Source organism: Mameliella sp. AT18, assembly GCF_028807275.1.
In the GTDB taxonomy this organism is placed as follows: Bacteria; Pseudomonadota; Alphaproteobacteria; order Rhodobacterales; family Rhodobacteraceae; genus Antarctobacter; species Antarctobacter albus.
In genome coordinates, this window is the sequence record NZ_JARAMO010000201.1 from 1 (window position 1) to 15,796 (window position 15,796).

Genomic DNA, 15,796 nt, shown 5'->3' on the forward strand with positions numbered 1-15,796 from the left:
TGGCCTCGGCCATGACCTCCTTGATCTGCTCGGCGACCTCCTTCTTTTCCTCTTCGAGCCGCTCGACGCGCTCTATGAACTGCTTGAGCTCGCCCGCGGCGACGCCATAGCTGTCGGTTCCCGTATCCTGCATGTCTGCCTCTTCAGCCTCGTGACCTTATAGGGTCCTTCGATACCCCAGGCCCGTGTCCCCCATCAAGAGCGCGCAAGCCGGGGCTTGCACTCTGCGGCGGGCATGCGCTAGGCGCAGCGCGTAGACATCCAGGGGGACAGCGACAATGGCGGCACTGATCTGGGGAGGCGCGGCGCTCTCGGTGGCGGGACTGGCCGGGCTGGTCTGGTGCATCGTCCGTGTCTGGAGCGCGCGGCGCGCGAACCTGTCGGACGAAGAGCTGCGCGCGGTGGTGCGCAAGGTCGTGCCGCTGAACATGGGCGCGCTGTTCCTGTCGGTGATCGGGCTGATGATGGTGATCCTTGGGATCTTCATGGGCTGAAGCGCCGGATCGTGTCCGGGCCCGCGAGGCACCGCGCGGTCCTGTCAGCCTTCCTTAACCCGCGGCGCGCAGCCTTGCCCGCGATCGATCACTGAAAACCGGATCACCTGGCCCCTTCGGGCCACCCGTGATGCGCGCGACGAGGGGGCGAAGCCCCCGATGGGCCGGGGCCTGGCAATCCCGGAATACCGATCCGTTTCGGCGGCCGCCGTTTTCAGGCCCTTCCAAGAGGGACAACAAGCAGATCCGCCCGGCCGACATGGCCGACGGCGGGCGTTGCCCTGCGCTATTGGTCTAACCCCGGGCCGACACGTCCGAAACGCGCTGAAACGCGATTCAGACGGGCATGTTGTCAAAGCCGTCCTCGGCTTCGTCCTCGTGATGCGCCTCGACCATCTCGCGCGCCCAGGCCGGAATTTCGGCGCCGACGCCTTCCAGCCCCAGAACCGCTTGTTCCAGGTGTTCCATAAGATCGTCCCGCGCCTCGCCCTGGGCTGCCGCCAATTCCTCGCGCAACGATTCGAGCCGCGCCTCCAGTTCCTTTGACATGTCGTACCTCCTGAACTTGGGGCCGCCTCAAACCTCGGCGGCGCAGGTCTTGCACAGCGGCGCCTCTGGCACCGCTTCCAGTCGTTCCGGTGAAATCTCCTCGCCGCAGCGGGTACAGATCCCGTATTCGCCACGCGCCATGCGACCCAGGGCGGCGCGGATCCGCGCCACCTCTGCCTGTCCACTGGCGCCCAGCCGCTCCAGCACCTCTTCGCCCTCGCGTTCGATGGCCTGGTCTTCCCAGTCCTTCGAATGAGGTGCTTCCAGCGCCTCTTCGATTCCGTCCAGCCGCACGCCCAGCGCGCGCAGCCGTTCAAGCAGTGCCAGTTTCCGTGCGTGATGCGACATGATGCAAGCCTCCATGACCTTTCCGGCACTCTGTCAAACCGTCGCAGCACAGACCTTGATGCATATCAATCGCACCTTCCCTCTTGAAACATATTCATGTTTACGTATATGATGGTCCAGAAAGTTTGGAGGGAACAGACATGAAACCCGAAGTCACTGCCTTCTTTGACGACGCCACGAACACGATCTCTTACGTCGTGCGCGACCCCAATGGCACGTCCTGTGCCATCATCGACAGCGTTCTGGACTTCGATTATTCGTCCGGCCGCACCGACACGAAATCCGCCGACGCCGTGATCGCCTTCGTCAAGGAAAAAGGCTACAAGGTCGAGTGGTTGCTGGAAACCCACGTCCACGCCGACCACCTTTCCGCCGCGCCCTACATCCAGGAGCGCGTGGGCGGCAAGATCGGCATCGGTGACCGCATCAAGATCGTGCAGGACACCTTTGGCAAGGTCTTCAACGAGGGCACCGAGTTCCAGCGCGACGGCTCGCAGTTCGACCAGCTCTTCCAGGAGGGCGACTCGGTCCACATCGGGCAGTTGCGCGTCGACGTCCTGCATACGCCGGGTCACACGCCCGCCTGCCTGACCTATGTCATCGGCGACGCGGCCTTTGTGGGCGACACGCTGTTCATGCCCGATTTCGGCACTGCCCGCTGCGACTTCCCCGGCGGTTCGTCCGAGACCATGTATGACTCCGTGCAAAAGATCCTCGCCCTTCCGGACGAGACCCGGATCTTTGTCGGCCACGACTACAAGGCCCCGGGCCGCGACGAATACGCCTGGGAAACCACCGTGGGCGAACAGAAAGCGACCAACGTCCATGTCGGCGAAGGCAAGACCAAGGAAGATTTCGTGCACATGCGCGACACCCGCGATGCCTCGCTGGCCATGCCCAAGCTCATCATCCCCTCGCTGCAGGTGAACATGCGCGCGGGCCAGATGCCGCCGGCGGATGAAAAGGGCAACGTCTTTCTCAAGGTCCCGGTCAACAAGCTCTGACCCTGACGGCACTCTGCGCGGGGGGCGTCCCTGCCTCCGCGCAGAGGCATTTTTCCGGCGAGACTTCCTCCCGTGGCGAACCGGGAGCGGGCCGGGCTGACAAAAAAGGAAACATACACATGCCTATCGACTGGATCTGGGGCCTGATCGGCGGAATGCTGATCGGCACGGGCGGCGCTGTCTACCTGTTGGGCAACGGCCGCATCATGGGCGCCAGCGGCATCATCGGCGGCCTCGTCGATGGCTCGGGCTGGTCCACTGCCGCTGAGCGCATCGTCTTCCTGGTGGGCGTGGCGCTGCTGCCGGTGCTGCTGATGCCCTTCTACCGTGCGGTGGATACGCATATCACCGACAACTACACGGTTCTGGTGGCCGCCGGCCTGCTGGTCGGGATCGGCACGCGCATCGCGAACGGCTGTACCTCGGGGCACGGCGTCTGTGGCATGTCCCGGCTGTCGGTGCGCGGGATCGTGGCCACCTGCTGCTACATCCTTGCTGGCGGCCTTGGCGTCGTCCTCTTCCGCCACATCCTTGGAGTGATCTGACATGGCACGACTTCTTGTTGCATTCCTTGCCGGCGGGCTGTTCGGCGCCGGGCTTTTCATCTCGGGCATGACCGACACCACCAAGGTGCAGGGCTGGCTGGACGTCTTCGGCAACTGGGACCCGACGTTGGCCTTTGTCATGGGCGGCGCCATGATCCCGATGGCCATTGCCTGGCTCATCCGCCGCCGCCGCACGACCTCGCTGACCGGCTTGCCGCTGCCGCCGGCGCCGTCGAAGGAAATCGACGGCAAGCTGATCCTCGGCTCTGTCATGTTCGGGATCGGCTGGGGACTCGTCGGGCTCTGCCCCGGCCCCTCGATCGCCTCGCTCAGCTATGGCGGCCCGGGTCTCTATGCCTTCCTCGTTGCGATGATCGGCGGGATGCTGATTACACCGATGCTGCGCGCGCGTCTGGACAGGGCCGTTCCGGCGGAATAAACCGAAAGCCATGACACCACGCGTATTGACCGACCAGTATCACGTCTCTCCCCAGATCGACCCCGAGGATGCGGAGGCGATCAAGGCTGCGGGCTATGCCCTGGTCATCGACAACCGACCCGATGCGGAGGTTCCGCCTTCGCATCAGGCCAGCGCCATGCGCCAGGCGATCGAGGCGCAGGGCCTGCGGTTCGAGGTGCTGCCGATCACGCATCAGACCATGACCGCGGAGAACATCCTGCGGCAGGCAGAGCTGATCGCAGGTGCCGAAGGGCCGGTTCTGGCCTACTGCGCCTCGGGCACGCGTTGCTCGGTGATCTGGGCGCTGGGTCAGGCAGAGACGCTGGGCGCCGATGCGGTGATCGAGACGGCGGCCAAGGCGGGCTACAACCTTGCCGGGCTGCGCCCGACGCTGGAAACCCTGTCCAAGCCCTGAAATGTTGAACGTCAGGCTCCCGCGTCCGCGACACGGGAGCCTTTCATGTTGGCCCCGCGCCCCGTTAGTGCACCCCTGAATGATCGGCACGTGACTTCTTTTTGAGCACGCCGCTCAATCCTCCTCGAAATCGAAATCCAGTGGCGCGGCGTCAAAACCCTCCCCCATGTCGATCTCCGGCAAGGCGGCCATCGGTTCCCCGCCATCCTCCGCCGAGGTATCGCCCCCAAGGTCCGAGAAATCGAAATCGCCGCCATCGAAATCCATCGGCGGCAGATCGGGCAGTTCTTCCTCGGCAGGTTCCGTCACCTGCGGCAGGTCGGGCACGGCCGGTTCCGCCGCAGGCGCAGGCGCCTCATGGCCGAAACCCGCCTCCGGCGTTTCCGCAGCAGCAGGCATCCCCAGCGAGGCTGCTGTCACACCTGTCGCTGGCCAGTTCAACCGCACCGCGCGCAACCCGTTCAACTGCCCCAACCGGCCACGCGCGACCAGGTCGCCACGGCCTGCCGTCACCTCGATCCTGTCCAGCGCATCCGGGGGCAGCGAGAGAAGGTCGCCGGGCTTCAGCGCCTCGGCCCGGCCCAACGGCAGGGTGATCCGGGCCAGCTTGGCATCCAGTCGCGCCGCCACCCGGCTCAACCGTTCCTCGTGCGGGCCGACGCCGCGCCCGGCCTCGGGCGTGTCCTGGCTCAGCTTGCGTTCGGGCAGGAAGAGCGTCATCCGTCCGCGCCGCCGCCCCAGGGCCAGGTCGATCTCGGCCCGGAAGGCGCGATAGGCCGCCGCGTCAAGGATCAGCCCGGCGGCGCGCGAATCCTCCAGCATGGCGCCGAAACGATAGCCATCCAGCTGCAGATGCAGCGGATGCCCCTGCATCGTGTCGGCCAGCCGGGTCAGCGCGCCGTCGATCAAGGGGGCCATCATGGCCGCATCGGTCTGGGTCAGGATCCGGTCTTCCTCGACCGGCATCTGGGTAACTTGCTGGATGGTCTGCACCTCGACCACGCCGGTCAGCACCTGGCGGTCGACAGAGACGAGCCCCAGGGCGCCCTCCGGCCCGTCCAGCAGGATCAGCAGGTCGCGCGGACCCAGCGCCTCGACCACCTCGTCCTGGTCGAGCATCTCGACCGTGACGGATTGCGTCACCAGCGCCAGGTCCCAGAGCACATCCGCGGTGCGCGACAGCGCCCGGCGCAATGCCTTGGGCAGCGACATGCCGCGCGCCTCATAGGCGCGCTGAGCCGCCTGGGCTTTTTGCCCAAGTACGTCATTGCGTGCACCGTCAGCCATGCAGAAAATCGCCCGTCATCAACTGCCTCCACGGCCCGTTATCAGCGGATTTGGTTACCAAGCGCTTTAACGATCAGGAATTTGTTGAGAAAATCGACCCGGACAGCGCGCCCTATTGCGCCGCCATCTCCTGGCGCACCGGCAGGACCACGCGAAAGGCCGCACCACCTCTGTCGGCCAGATAGGAAATCTCTCCCCCCAGGCGCGTCACGATCTGCCGCGAAATCGCCAGGCCCAGCCCCGCGCCACCGGCCTTCTGATCGCTGACACGGGCGAATTTCTCAAAGATCACGTCCTGCGCCTCGGGCGCCACGCCCGAGCCATTGTCGATGAAATCCACCAGCAGCTGGCCGCGCGCATCCGTCACCACGATCTGCAATTCCGGCGCCTCGGCGTCGCAATACTTGCGCGCGTTGGAGATCAGGTTGATGAACACCTGGCTCAGCCGCTCGACATCGGTGGTCAGCCGCACCTGTTCGCCCACCCGCCGCCGGCCAACCCGGATCCCGGACCCGGCCTCGTCCGCCAGCGCGGCAGAGACCGCACGGTCCAGGATATCCTCCAAACGGCCCTCGGTGAGGTTCAGGTTGACCTGGCCGTTTTCCAGCACCGACAGGTCCAGCAGATCGTCCAGCAGCCGGGTCAGGCGCATCGCCTCGTCATGGATGATCGAGGCATAGCGGTTCTGGTCCGCGCGGGTCAGGCCCTGGGTGTCGCGCAGGATCTCGGAGAAGGCGCGGATCGAGCTCATGGGCGTGCGCAACTCGTGGCTGATCTGGCTGAGAAAGGCATCCTTTTGCACCGACAGCCGAGTCAGCTTGTCATTGGCCCGGCGCAGCTGGGCGGCGGTGCGGCTCAGCTCCAGCGACTGCGCCTCCAGCCGGGCGGAATATTCCATCATCTGCGCGGTCTCGTCGGCCACGGCCATCAGGTCCTCGACCGAGACCATCGCCCCGCCGGTGATCTGGCCCACCATCGCATGGGCCGTCGCCGCCCCCACCGACCCGGCAAGTTCGCGTTCCAGCACCTGCAGGAATTCCGGCGTCGGCGCGGGCAGTTCACCTTCCAGCCCCTGCGCGCGGGCCTCTCGCAGGAACAGCGCCTGCGCTTCGTCGGGGCCGAGGATGCGCTGGGTCATGACCATCAGGTCCTCGCTCTCGGCCGTGCTTTGCAGCCAGCTGCGCGGCCCCGCCCCCGCCGCCCGGGCCGAGACGAACTGCGCCCCCTGCAACCGTTCCAGCGGCGAGGCGGCGCTGAACAGCGACCCCCCGACAAAGGCCAGAGTGTTCAGCAGCAGGCTCCAGAACACGGCATGCAGCAGCTTGTCGTCGAAACTGACCCCGAAGAGCGCCTCTGGCCGCAGCAGGGTGATGCCAAGTGGGCCATCGGCGAACCAGCTTGCGGGCAGAACCGTGCCGGGGCCGAAACTCGGCAGGTACAGCGTGTAGACCCAGATCGAGAACCCCGCCGTCAGCCCCGCCAGCGCCCCCACGCGCGTCGCTCCGCGCCAGAAGATCCCGCCCATCAGCACCGGCAGCACCTGCGCCACCCCGGTAAAGGCGATCAGGCCGATGGCGGCCAGTTCCGTACGCCCCCCGGACAGCGCGTAATAGAGATAGCCCAACAGCAGCACACCCGCGATGGACAGCCGCCGCGACAAGAGCACCACGTTGCGCACATCGCCCGAAACGCTGGCAGTTCCTTCGCGCAGGCGCAGCCAGACCGGCATCACGATATGGTTTGACACCATCGTCGACAGCGCGATGGCCGCGACGATGACCATGGAGGTCGCCGAGCTGAACCCACCCAGGAAGGCCAGCAGCGCCAGCCCCTCCTGCCCCTGGCTGAGCGGCAGGGTCAGGACGAAGAGGTCGGGGTTCGAGCCCTCGGGCAGCAGGTCGAGCCCGGTCACCGCGATCGGCACGATGAACAGGCTCATCGCCATGAGGTACAAGGGGAAGGCCCAGGCGGCCATGCGAAGCTGGGCGTCGTTGTCGTTCTCGACCACCAGCACCTGGAACATCCGAGGCAGACAGAGGAAGGCCGCCGCCGACAGCAGCATGACCCCGGCCCAGCGCCCGTTGTTCACCTGCCATGTACCCAGTTCCGAGGCGTCGATCCGCGCCAGCGTCGCGGCAACCCCGCCCGACAGCCCCCAGACCACGAAGACGCCCAGTGCCACCAGCGCGGTCAGCTTGACCACCGCCTCGACGGCGATGGCCATGACGACACCGTGATGGCGTTCATTGGCGTCCAGGTTGCGGGTGCCGAAGATGACGGTGAAAACCGCAAGCCCCGCGGCCACCCAGAAGGCGGTGAGGCTGTTGCCGGCCTCCTCGATCGGAACGGGTTCGGAGAACACCTCGACCGAGAGAGTCACGGATTGCAGTTGCAGCGCGATATAAGGCGTGGTGCCGATCACCGCCAGGATGGTGACGCCGATGCCCAGCAGGTTGGACTTGCCATAGCGGGACGAAATCAGGTCGGCGATGGAGGTGATGCGCTGGTTGCGCCCGATCCGCACCAGCTTGCGCAGGATCCACCACCAGCCCAGCATGACCAGGCTGGGGCCCAGGTAGATCGTCAGGTACTCGAACCCGTTGCGCGCCGCGCTGCCCACCGCGCCGTAAAAGGTCCATGCGGTGCAGTAGATCGACAGTGACAGCGTGTAGACGATGGGCGCTCGCAGCCAGCGCACCCGCCCGCTCTGCGCCGCGCGCTCGGCGAAGAAGGCGACACCGAAGAGCAGCGCGACATAGGCGATCGAGATCGCCGCCAGCAGGTTCAGCGTGCTCACGGGTCGTCACCCTCGGGCAGTGGCGATGTGTTGCGCGCGCCCCCCAGCAGGCGGACCAGCCGGGCCGCCGCCAGCGCAAGCCCCAACCAGATCCCGAAAATATAGACCAGCACGAGCGAGGCAGGCATCGGCGCGTCGGCCCCCCGCCACAAGAGCGGCAGCCACCACAGCACCCAGCCCAGCAGGGGCAAGGCACAGGCGGCATCGATCAGGCGGCGGCGGCGAAAGCTCTGGCGTTCGATCTGGAACGGCGCATGGCGCGCGGGCGGCTTGCCCGGCGGACGCGGCGGCACGCCTCCGGGCGGGCGGGTCATTGCGCCGACAGGGCCCGCACGGCGTCGAGCACCTCGGCGTTCGAGAAGGGCTTGGTCATGAAGCGGCTGGCGCCGGCACGCTCGGCCATCTCGCGGTCCTTGCTCTGGCCTCGCGCGGTCAACATCAGCACCGGCAGGTCGGAATGGGCGGGGTCCTCTCGCAATTCGCGCAGGATGTCATACCCCGACCGCCCCGGCAGCATCACGTCCAGGATCACCACGTCGGGCGCCCGGTCGCGCACGATCTGCGCGGCGTCGGTGCCGTTGGAATGGGTGTGCACCTGCCAGCCGTCGCGGGACAATATGAATCGGATCGCTTCAATGATATTCGGCTCGTCCTCGATCAGCAGAACCTGTCCGCCCATATCTTCCCCCCGCATCCCGCCTCCCAGGTCTTTTTGCGCCTATCCTAAAGCAGGTGAGGTCAAGTCTAGGCGGTTATCGCAACCGGTGTCAAAATACTGTTGTCGCTAACGCGGCGTTTTCTGACCCAGCGTAAGCCTTTGAGGTGTCCGGACTAAGGCCAAACCACCCACCAGACCGCCGCGTCAGGGTCAGCGCCGGGTCGAGGCCAGGATCGAGGGCTCTCGCCGTCCTTCGCAGGATTCGCGCGGGCAGACCCGGCAGGCCACACCCAGCTGCGGCAGCGTCGCGGGCGGTTCTGTCCCCTGCGGCAGCGGACGCACCAGCATCTGCGCCTGGTAAAGTGGATCGGCATTGACCGCCGGGCCGGCCTGCGGTGTGGCCAGGGCATCGGCCCAGAGCACGGCGCCGCTGCGCCCGACCTGCATCACCGGCCCGGCCAGGATCACATGCGGACGCGACAGCGCACGGTAGAGCGGCCAGAGCGGACAGGCCGCGCCGAACCGGGGCATCGGGAAATCCGGCAGTGGCTTGCGGTAGGTCAGCACGCCCGAGCTGTCGCAGATCGCAAGACCCACCGGGGTGGGCAGATCCTCGGGCGGCATGGCGGCAAGGCGGCGCATGATGCGGGCCGGGTCGGCCCCCAGCGCCGCGGACAGCGCCGCCGGATCGGGGCCATGCTCTTCGACCGCAGGGCGCAGCCGATCCAGCGGCAAAGCCTCGGCATCACTGGCATATCGGTCCAGCCAGCCCCGCAAGAGCCCGCGCGCCGGCCCTGACAATCCCCGGCCCAGCTTGGCCAGCGCCGCGTCCAGGTCGGCCCCCGCCTCCAGTTCGGGCACCGTGTGCCCCGCCTTTTCCAGCGCCGCGTCCAGTTCCTCTTGCGGGGCGCCGGTTTCCAGCGGCGAGCTCTCGTCCGCCTCCAGGTAGGTGACAAGCCCCCGGCTGGTCTCGGCCAGGCGGGCGCTGTCCTCGTAGATGTTGCGGTGAAAGCGCGCCTGCCATTCCGCGTCCACCTCTCCGGGTTCGGCCAGGATCGAGGCGGCGGACCGGATCGCCGTCACCGTCGACAGCATCTCGTGCAGCGAGGCGGCCAGGTGCGGGTCATGTGTCATACGGTCGTTCAATGTCTCGAGGCTGCGTTCCAGCTGAGCGACACGGGTGCGGCTGTCGGCCAGCAGTTGCGCCCAGCCCGGAAAGCGCCCGGCGAATTCATCGACCCGGTCCAGTTCCGCCGAAACCTGCGGCATGTCGGCGGCAGCCTCGCGCAGCGAAGCGATCAGCGCGGCCCCCGCGCCTTCTGTCAGGGCGGCCGGCTCGACGCGCAGGATCTCGGCGATGGAAAGCAGCAGCTTGCCGCCGATTCTGCGGCGATTATGCTCGATAAGATTCAAGTAAGATGCAGAGATACCGGCCTTTCGGGCCAGATCGGCCTGTTTCATGCCGCGCAGCACCCGTCTTTCGCGGATTCGCGATCCCGTCAGTGTATCGCGAGGCATGGGGCTTTCCTTTGCCGATTCAAGGGGTTTCTGCAACGCAACATAAACACCTTTACAGAATACCGCTGTCTACTTTTCAGACGTTGACAAAAAAAGTGTTACTCGTAAAGCGCTTGTTGCGCAATTTTCCATCCCCCTGCCATACTGCATTTGCACAGATGTGCGAACGCCCCCGAAGACTGAGGAGAATTCCGGGGCGGCTTTTTCGAAACGGGAGGATTTCATGTCCAAACTCAACGTGACGCGCCGTGGCGTGATCAAGACTGGTGCCGTGGCCGGTGCCGGCCTGGCACTGCCCACCTACCTGTCGGCGGCCAGCCATTCGGGCTATACCAACGCACCCACCGGCAGCACCGTGACCCTGGGCTTCAACGTTCCGCAAACCGGCCCCTACGCGGATGAGGGCGCTGACGAGCTGCGCGCCTACGAACTGGCGGTCGAACACCTGAACGGCGGCGGCGACGGCGGCATGCTGTCGACCTTCTCGTCCAAGGCCCTGGACGGCACGGGCATCCTGGGCAAGAAGGTGGAATACGTCACCGGCGACACCCAGACCAAATCGGACGCCGCGCGCGCATCGGCCAAGTCGATGATCGAAAAAGACGGCGCCATCATGATCACCGGCGGCTCCTCCTCGGGCGTGGCGATCGCGGTCCAGGGTCTCTGCCAGGAAGCCGGCGTCATCTTCATGGCCGGCCTGACCCACTCGAACGACACCACCGGCAAGGACAAGAAGGCCAACGGTTTCCGTCACTTCTTCAACGGTTACATGTCGGGTGCCGCGCTGGCGCCGGTGCTGGCCAAGATGTACGGCAACGACCGCAAGGCCTATCACCTGACCGCCGACTACACCTGGGGCTGGACCCAGCAGGAATCCATCGCCGCCGCCACCGAGGCACTGGGCTGGGAAACCGTCAACAACGTGCTGACGCCGCTGGCCGCCACCGACTTCTCGTCCTACATCGCGCCGGTCCTGAACTCGGGCGCCGACGTGCTGGTCCTGAACCACTACGGCGGGAACATGGTCAACTCGCTGACCAACGCGGTCCAGTTCGGCCTGCGTGAGAAGGTCGTCAACGGCAAGGACTTCGAGATCGTCGTGCCGCTGTACTCGCGCCTGATGGCCAAGGGTGCAGGCGCCAACGTCAAGGGCATCTTCGGCTCGACCAACTGGCACTGGTCGCTGCAGGACGAGGGCTCGAAGGCATTCGTCAAGTCCTTCGGCACCAAGTACGGCTTCCCGCCGAGCCAGGCCGCGCACACCTGCTATGTCCAGACCCTGCTGTACGCGGACGCGGCACAGCGCGCCGGGTCGTTCAACCCCTGCGCCATCGCCGAAGCCCTGGAAGGCTACGAGTTCGACGGCCTGGGCAACGGCCCGACACTCTACCGCGCCGAAGACCACCAGTGCTTCAAGGACGTGCTGGTCGTGAAGGGGAAAGACAACCCGACCTCGGAATTCGACCTTCTGGAGATCGTCGAAGTCACGCCGCGCGCGCAGGTCGAATACGCACCCGATCACCCGATGTTCGCAGGCGGCTCGCTGGGCTCCTGCAACCCGGGCGCGTAATCACGCCGGGCCCTCGCGGGGCCGCGTGACGGGCAGGGCCATGTGCCCTGCCCACCCAGCACACTCCCCCTCGGCCCGCTGACACGGGTCCTCTCTTTTTCCGCACTCCGACCGCAAAGGGTGGGACAATGGACGCCATCATCCTCCAAGTTCTCAACGGGCTCGACAAGGGCTCGGCCTATGCGCTGATCGCGCTGGGACTGACACTCATCTTCGGCACGCTGGGCGTGGTCAACTTTGCGCATGGCGCATTGTTCATGATCGGCGCCTTCTGCTCGGTGACACTGCAACGTATCCTGAACCTGTCGTTCGAAACCGTCGATCCGACCAAGACCGACTTCCTGGGCAACCCGCTCAAGGTCAAGACACCCTATGTCGAAAGCTGGTTCGGGCCCGAAATGGGATCGACCATCATCGACTGGTCCGTGCCATTGGCCATCCTTTTTGCCATTCCGATCATGATCCTCATCGGCTTCGTCATGGAACGCGGTCTGATCAAGCATTTCTACAAGCGCCCGCATGCCGACCAGATCCTGGTGACCTTCGGCCTGGCCATCGTGCTGCAGGAAGTCATCAAGTATTTCTACGGCGCCAACCCGATCCAGACCCCCGCCCCCGAGGCCCTGACCGGCGTGGCTCAGCTGACCTCGACCATCGTCTACCCGATCTGGCGGATCGTCTATTTCTGCTTTGCCGTCGGGATCATCGGCGCGGTCTTTGCCTTCCTGCAGTTCACCACCTTCGGGATGGTGGTCCGCGCCGGCATGGCCGACCGCGAAACCGTGGGCCTGCTGGGCATCGACATCGACAAGCGGTTCACGCTGATGTTCGGCCTCGCCGCCGCGGTCGCGGGCCTGGCGGGCGTGATGTACGGGCCGATCAACGCGCCCAACTATCACATGGGGATGGATTTCCTCGTGCTCAGCTTCGTCGTGGTCGTCGTGGGTGGCATGGGTTCGCTTCCGGGCGCCGTCGCCGCCGGGTTCCTGCTGGGCATCCTGGAAAGCTTTGCCTCCATGAAAGAGGTCATCACCCTCGTGCCCGGCATCAACCAGATCATCATCTACCTTGTCGCCATTGTCATCCTTCTGACCCGCCCGCGCGGTCTGATGGGTCGCAAGGGCGTGATGGAGTAAGCCCATGTTCGGACTGGACAAGAAAGACAGCACCCTGCTGCTCATCGTGGCGCTGCTCACAATGCTCGCGCCCTTCATCCTCAACCCCTTCCCGACCGAAAGCGGGCTGGCACAGTTCAATGCCGGTTACCCGGACCTGATGCAGCGCTTCGTGATCTTCGGGATCTTCGCCATCGGGTTCAACATCCTCTTCGGCCTGACCGGCTACCTGTCGTTCGGTCACGCCGCCTTCCTGGGGGTGGGCAGCTATTCGGCGGTCTGGATGTTCAAGCTGCTCAGCATGAACATCGTCCCGGCGATCCTGCTGTCGGTCATCATCGCGGGCCTCTTCGCGCTGGTCATCGGCTTTGTCAGCCTGCGCCGGACCGGGATCTACTTCTCGATCCTCACCCTGGCCTTCGCGCAGATGTCCTTTGCGCTGGCCTACTCGGTGCTGACGCCGCTGACCAACGGGGAAACCGGCCTGCAGCTGACGCTTGACGATCCGCGCATCCTGGGCGCCTCGGCCACCGCCGACGGCTCGATCCCGGTGACCAACCTCTTTGGCCTGGAAATGCGCGCCGCCACCGACATGGTCGTCGGTCCGTGGAGCTTTACCTTCTCGGTCGGCTACTACGTCTGCGCGGTGGTCATGCTGATCTCCTTCTACCTGGCGATCCGCATCTTCCGCTCACCCTTCGGCATGATGCTGCGCGCGATCAAGTCGAACCAGCAACGCCTGAACTACACCGGCCTGAACCCCAAGCCCTACACGCTGGCGGCCTTCGTGATCTCCGGCATGTATGCCGGTCTGGCCGGGGGCCTGATGGCGGCGATGGACCCGCTGGCAGGCGCCGAGCGCATGCAGTGGACAGCCTCGGGCGAGGTCGTGCTGATGACCATCCTGGGCGGCGCGGGCACTCTGATCGGCCCGGTGCTGGGCGCCGGCGCGATCAAGTACATGGAAAACATCTTTTCCAAGATCAACGACAACGTGCTGCATGGCTGGTTCGCCTTCCTGCCGGACGGGATCGAGGATTTCGTCGTCTTCGTCATCCATCCCTTCGTCGGCAAGGGCTGGCACCTGACGCTGGGCATCATCTTCATGCTTGTCGTGACCTTCCTGCCCGGCGGCCTTGTCGAAGGTGGCCAGCGCATCGCCCGCCTCTTCAACCGCAAGAAGGCCGACGATCCCAAGTCGGCCAGCACAGAGCCCGCGGAATAAGGAGACAGACAGATGGGTATTCTTGAAGTCAAGGATGTGGGCAAGCGCTTCGGCGGTCTCAAGGCCCTCTCGGACGTGAACCTCAGCGTGGCGGAAAACACCTGCCACGCGATCATCGGGCCGAACGGCGCGGGCAAGTCCACCCTGCTCAACTGCCTGGTGGGCAAGCTGATCCCCGACACCGGGTCGGTCATGTTCCAGGGCCAGTCGGTGCTGGGCCGGAGCCCGCACGAGATCAACCAGATGGGGATTTCCCGCGTCTTCCAGACGCCCGAGATCTTCGGCGATCTGACCGTGTTCGAGAACATGATGATCCCGCTTTTCGCCAAGCGGGACGGGGCCTATCGCCTGCATGCCATCGAGTCGGTGATGAACGAGAAATCGCTCATCGAAGAGGCCGAGAAGATGTTGGAAGAGGTGAACATGCTGGACAAGCGCCACATGCATTCCGCCTCGATGTCCCGCGGCGACAAGCGGCGGCTGGAGATGGCCATGTGCCTGGTACAGTCGCCCAAGCTCTTGCTGCTGGACGAACCCACAGCGGGCATGGCGCGCGCCGACACCAACAACACCATCGACCTGCTCAAGCAGATCAAGGAAGAGCGCGACATCACCATCGCGATCATCGAGCACGACATGCACGTGGTCTTTTCCCTCGCCGACCGGATCACGGTTCTGGCGCAGGGCACGCCGCTGGTCGAGGATGCGCCCGAAAACATCAAGGGCCATCCCAAGGTGCAGGAAGCCTATCTGGGCGAAGCGCATTGAGCCGTCACACCGCGCCCCGGCCTCGCGCCGGGGCCTCCATCCACGAGGTCCCGGGTCAGGCCCGGGACGGGAGAAGCCAAAGATGAACGTCCGCCCCGACTTTTCCAAGAACGCCAACCAGGCCGAAACCGCCCCCGCCTTCCTCTCCGTCTGGGACATGCATTCCTACTACGGCGAGAGCTACATCGTGCAGGGCATCAGCTTCAACGTGCACGAGGGCGAGATCCTGGCCCTGCTGGGCCGCAACGGCGCCGGCAAGACCACGACGCTGCGCTCCATCGCTCGGCTGGATGACCCCCAGGTGAACCACGGCGAAATCTGGCTGGATCACCAACCCCTGCACACGATGAAGTCCCACCAGGCGGCCATCGCGGGCCTCGGTCTCGTACCCGAGGACCGGCGCATCATTCCCGGCCTGACCGTCGAGGAGAACCTGCAGCTGGCCCAGATCGCGCCGCCCATCGGCTGGTCTCTGGAACGGCTCTACGACCTGTTCCCGCGCCTCGGCGAGCGCCGCAAGCAGGAGGGCACCACCCTCTCGGGCGGCGAACAGCAGATGCTGGCCATCGCCCGGGCGCTAGCGCGCGACATCAAGGTACTGCTGCTCGACGAACCCTACGAGGGGCTGGCCCCGGTCATCGTCGACGAGATCGAAAAGACCCTGCGCCACATCAAGGAACAGGGCATGACCACGATCATCGTCGAACAGAACGCCGTGCGTGCGCTGCAACTGGCCGACCGGGCGGTGATCCTCGACACCGGTTCCATCGTCTTCGACGGCAGCGCCGCCGAGGTGCTGGAAAACGAAAGCCTGCGCGCGGAATACCTGGCGATCTGACCTGGCGCGCTGCGCGGCAAACCCCGCCGCGGCCGTACAGGACTTAGGAACCACTTGATTTCGGGGGCGGGGAGGTTTTCCCTGCCCCCGAACAATTTCTGGAGGAGAGCCAAATGAGCACCACCTACCCCCCGTCCGCCGACATGGTGAAACACGCCCACGTCGACCTTTCGCGGTATGATCAGATGTACGCGGCCTCGGTCAG

At 65.4% G+C, this 15,796-nt stretch carries 18 protein-coding genes; 10 read left to right on the forward strand and 8 right to left on the reverse strand.

The features are described from left to right. Positions 1 to 133, reverse strand: a 133-nt coding sequence (locus tag PVW46_RS17725; protein WP_274576965.1) for a GapR family DNA-binding domain-containing protein, incomplete at its 3' end; no start/stop codon positions are given. 145 nt (positions 134 to 278) lie between these two features. On the opposite strand from PVW46_RS17725, the gene PVW46_RS17730 reads away from it, so the two are divergent. Beyond that, positions 279 to 494 carry a hypothetical protein gene (locus PVW46_RS17730; RefSeq protein WP_043146418.1) on the forward strand — a complete coding sequence of 72 codons (216 nt, stop codon included), beginning with the start codon at positions 279 to 281 and terminating at the stop codon, positions 492 to 494. Between the two features lie 336 nt (positions 495 to 830). Here PVW46_RS17730 and PVW46_RS17735 read toward each other — a convergent pair whose 3' ends face one another. Continuing rightward, the gene (locus PVW46_RS17735; RefSeq protein WP_043146419.1) at positions 831 to 1,043 is read right to left on the reverse strand and encodes a hypothetical protein; all 213 of its coding nucleotides are present in this window, start codon (positions 1,041 to 1,043) and stop codon (positions 831 to 833) included. A gap of 27 nt (positions 1,044 to 1,070) precedes the next feature. Further along, a complete protein-coding gene (locus tag PVW46_RS17740) occupies positions 1,071 to 1,391 on the reverse strand; it encodes a TraR/DksA family transcriptional regulator (protein ID WP_043146444.1) in 321 nt (106 codons plus the stop codon). Positions 1,392 to 1,531: 140 nt separating this feature from the next. Here PVW46_RS17740 and PVW46_RS17745 point away from each other — a divergent pair, with 140 nt between their 5' ends. The 4 genes from PVW46_RS17745 to PVW46_RS17760 all read left to right on the forward strand — a co-directional run bounded on the left by PVW46_RS17745 (position 1,532) and on the right by PVW46_RS17760 (position 3,815). Beyond that, entirely contained in the window at positions 1,532 to 2,395 is an 864-nt protein-coding gene (locus tag PVW46_RS17745) for an MBL fold metallo-hydrolase (RefSeq protein WP_043146420.1), read from the forward strand. Between the two features lie 119 nt (positions 2,396 to 2,514). Next, a complete protein-coding gene (locus tag PVW46_RS17750; protein WP_069210812.1) occupies positions 2,515 to 2,940 on the forward strand; it encodes a YeeE/YedE family protein in 426 nt (141 codons plus the stop codon). A gap of 1 nt (position 2,941) precedes the next feature. Beyond that, positions 2,942 to 3,379 (forward strand): DUF6691 family protein, encoded by a 438-nt coding sequence (locus PVW46_RS17755; protein ID WP_274576957.1) that lies wholly within the window; start codon positions 2,942 to 2,944, stop codon positions 3,377 to 3,379. 10 nt (positions 3,380 to 3,389) lie between these two features. Beyond that, positions 3,390 to 3,815: a protein tyrosine phosphatase family protein gene (locus tag PVW46_RS17760; RefSeq protein WP_069210813.1), complete on the forward strand. Its 426-nt coding sequence runs from the start codon at positions 3,390 to 3,392 to the stop codon at positions 3,813 to 3,815. 114 nt (positions 3,816 to 3,929) lie between these two features. On the opposite strand, the gene PVW46_RS17765 is transcribed toward PVW46_RS17760, so the two are convergent. The 5 genes from PVW46_RS17765 to PVW46_RS17785 form a co-directional block, all read right to left on the reverse strand. Continuing rightward, positions 3,930 to 5,102, reverse strand: coding sequence for a FliM/FliN family flagellar motor C-terminal domain-containing protein (locus tag PVW46_RS17765; protein WP_069210814.1), 1,173 nt, complete (start codon positions 5,100 to 5,102; stop codon positions 3,930 to 3,932). A gap of 112 nt (positions 5,103 to 5,214) precedes the next feature. Continuing rightward, entirely contained in the window at positions 5,215 to 7,899 is a 2,685-nt protein-coding gene (locus PVW46_RS17770) for an ATP-binding protein (RefSeq protein WP_069210815.1), read from the reverse strand. Continuing rightward, positions 7,896 to 8,213 (reverse strand): hypothetical protein, encoded by a 318-nt coding sequence (locus tag PVW46_RS17775; protein WP_069210816.1) that lies wholly within the window; start codon positions 8,211 to 8,213, stop codon positions 7,896 to 7,898. Before PVW46_RS17775 ends, PVW46_RS17770 begins: the two co-directional genes overlap by 4 nt. Next, complete coding sequence (locus tag PVW46_RS17780) at positions 8,210 to 8,578, reverse strand: response regulator transcription factor (RefSeq protein ID WP_043146447.1); 369 nt, start codon at positions 8,576 to 8,578, stop codon at positions 8,210 to 8,212. The genes PVW46_RS17775 and PVW46_RS17780 overlap by 4 nt, the downstream gene beginning before the upstream one ends. 189 nt (positions 8,579 to 8,767) lie before the next feature. After that, entirely contained in the window at positions 8,768 to 10,075 is a 1,308-nt protein-coding gene (locus PVW46_RS17785) for a helix-turn-helix domain-containing protein (protein ID WP_043146427.1), read from the reverse strand. Between the two features lie 223 nt (positions 10,076 to 10,298). Between PVW46_RS17785 and PVW46_RS17790 the strand changes: the two genes are divergently transcribed. From PVW46_RS17790 to PVW46_RS17810, 5 genes are all read left to right on the forward strand, one after another. After that, entirely contained in the window at positions 10,299 to 11,645 is a 1,347-nt protein-coding gene (locus PVW46_RS17790; RefSeq protein WP_043146429.1) for a substrate-binding protein, read from the forward strand. A 128-nt stretch (positions 11,646 to 11,773) separates the two neighbouring features. Further along, positions 11,774 to 12,781 (forward strand): branched-chain amino acid ABC transporter permease, encoded by a 1,008-nt coding sequence (locus PVW46_RS17795; protein ID WP_043146430.1) that lies wholly within the window; start codon positions 11,774 to 11,776, stop codon positions 12,779 to 12,781. 4 nt (positions 12,782 to 12,785) lie between these two features. Then, complete coding sequence (locus PVW46_RS17800) at positions 12,786 to 13,985, forward strand: branched-chain amino acid ABC transporter permease (protein ID WP_069210817.1); 1,200 nt, start codon at positions 12,786 to 12,788, stop codon at positions 13,983 to 13,985. Positions 13,986 to 13,997: 12 nt separating this feature from the next. Beyond that, positions 13,998 to 14,753 (forward strand): ABC transporter ATP-binding protein, encoded by a 756-nt coding sequence (locus PVW46_RS17805; RefSeq protein WP_043146433.1) that lies wholly within the window; start codon positions 13,998 to 14,000, stop codon positions 14,751 to 14,753. Between the two features lie 82 nt (positions 14,754 to 14,835). Next, positions 14,836 to 15,591 (forward strand): ABC transporter ATP-binding protein, encoded by a 756-nt coding sequence (locus PVW46_RS17810; protein WP_043146435.1) that lies wholly within the window; start codon positions 14,836 to 14,838, stop codon positions 15,589 to 15,591. Positions 15,592 to 15,796 lie beyond the last annotated feature (205 nt).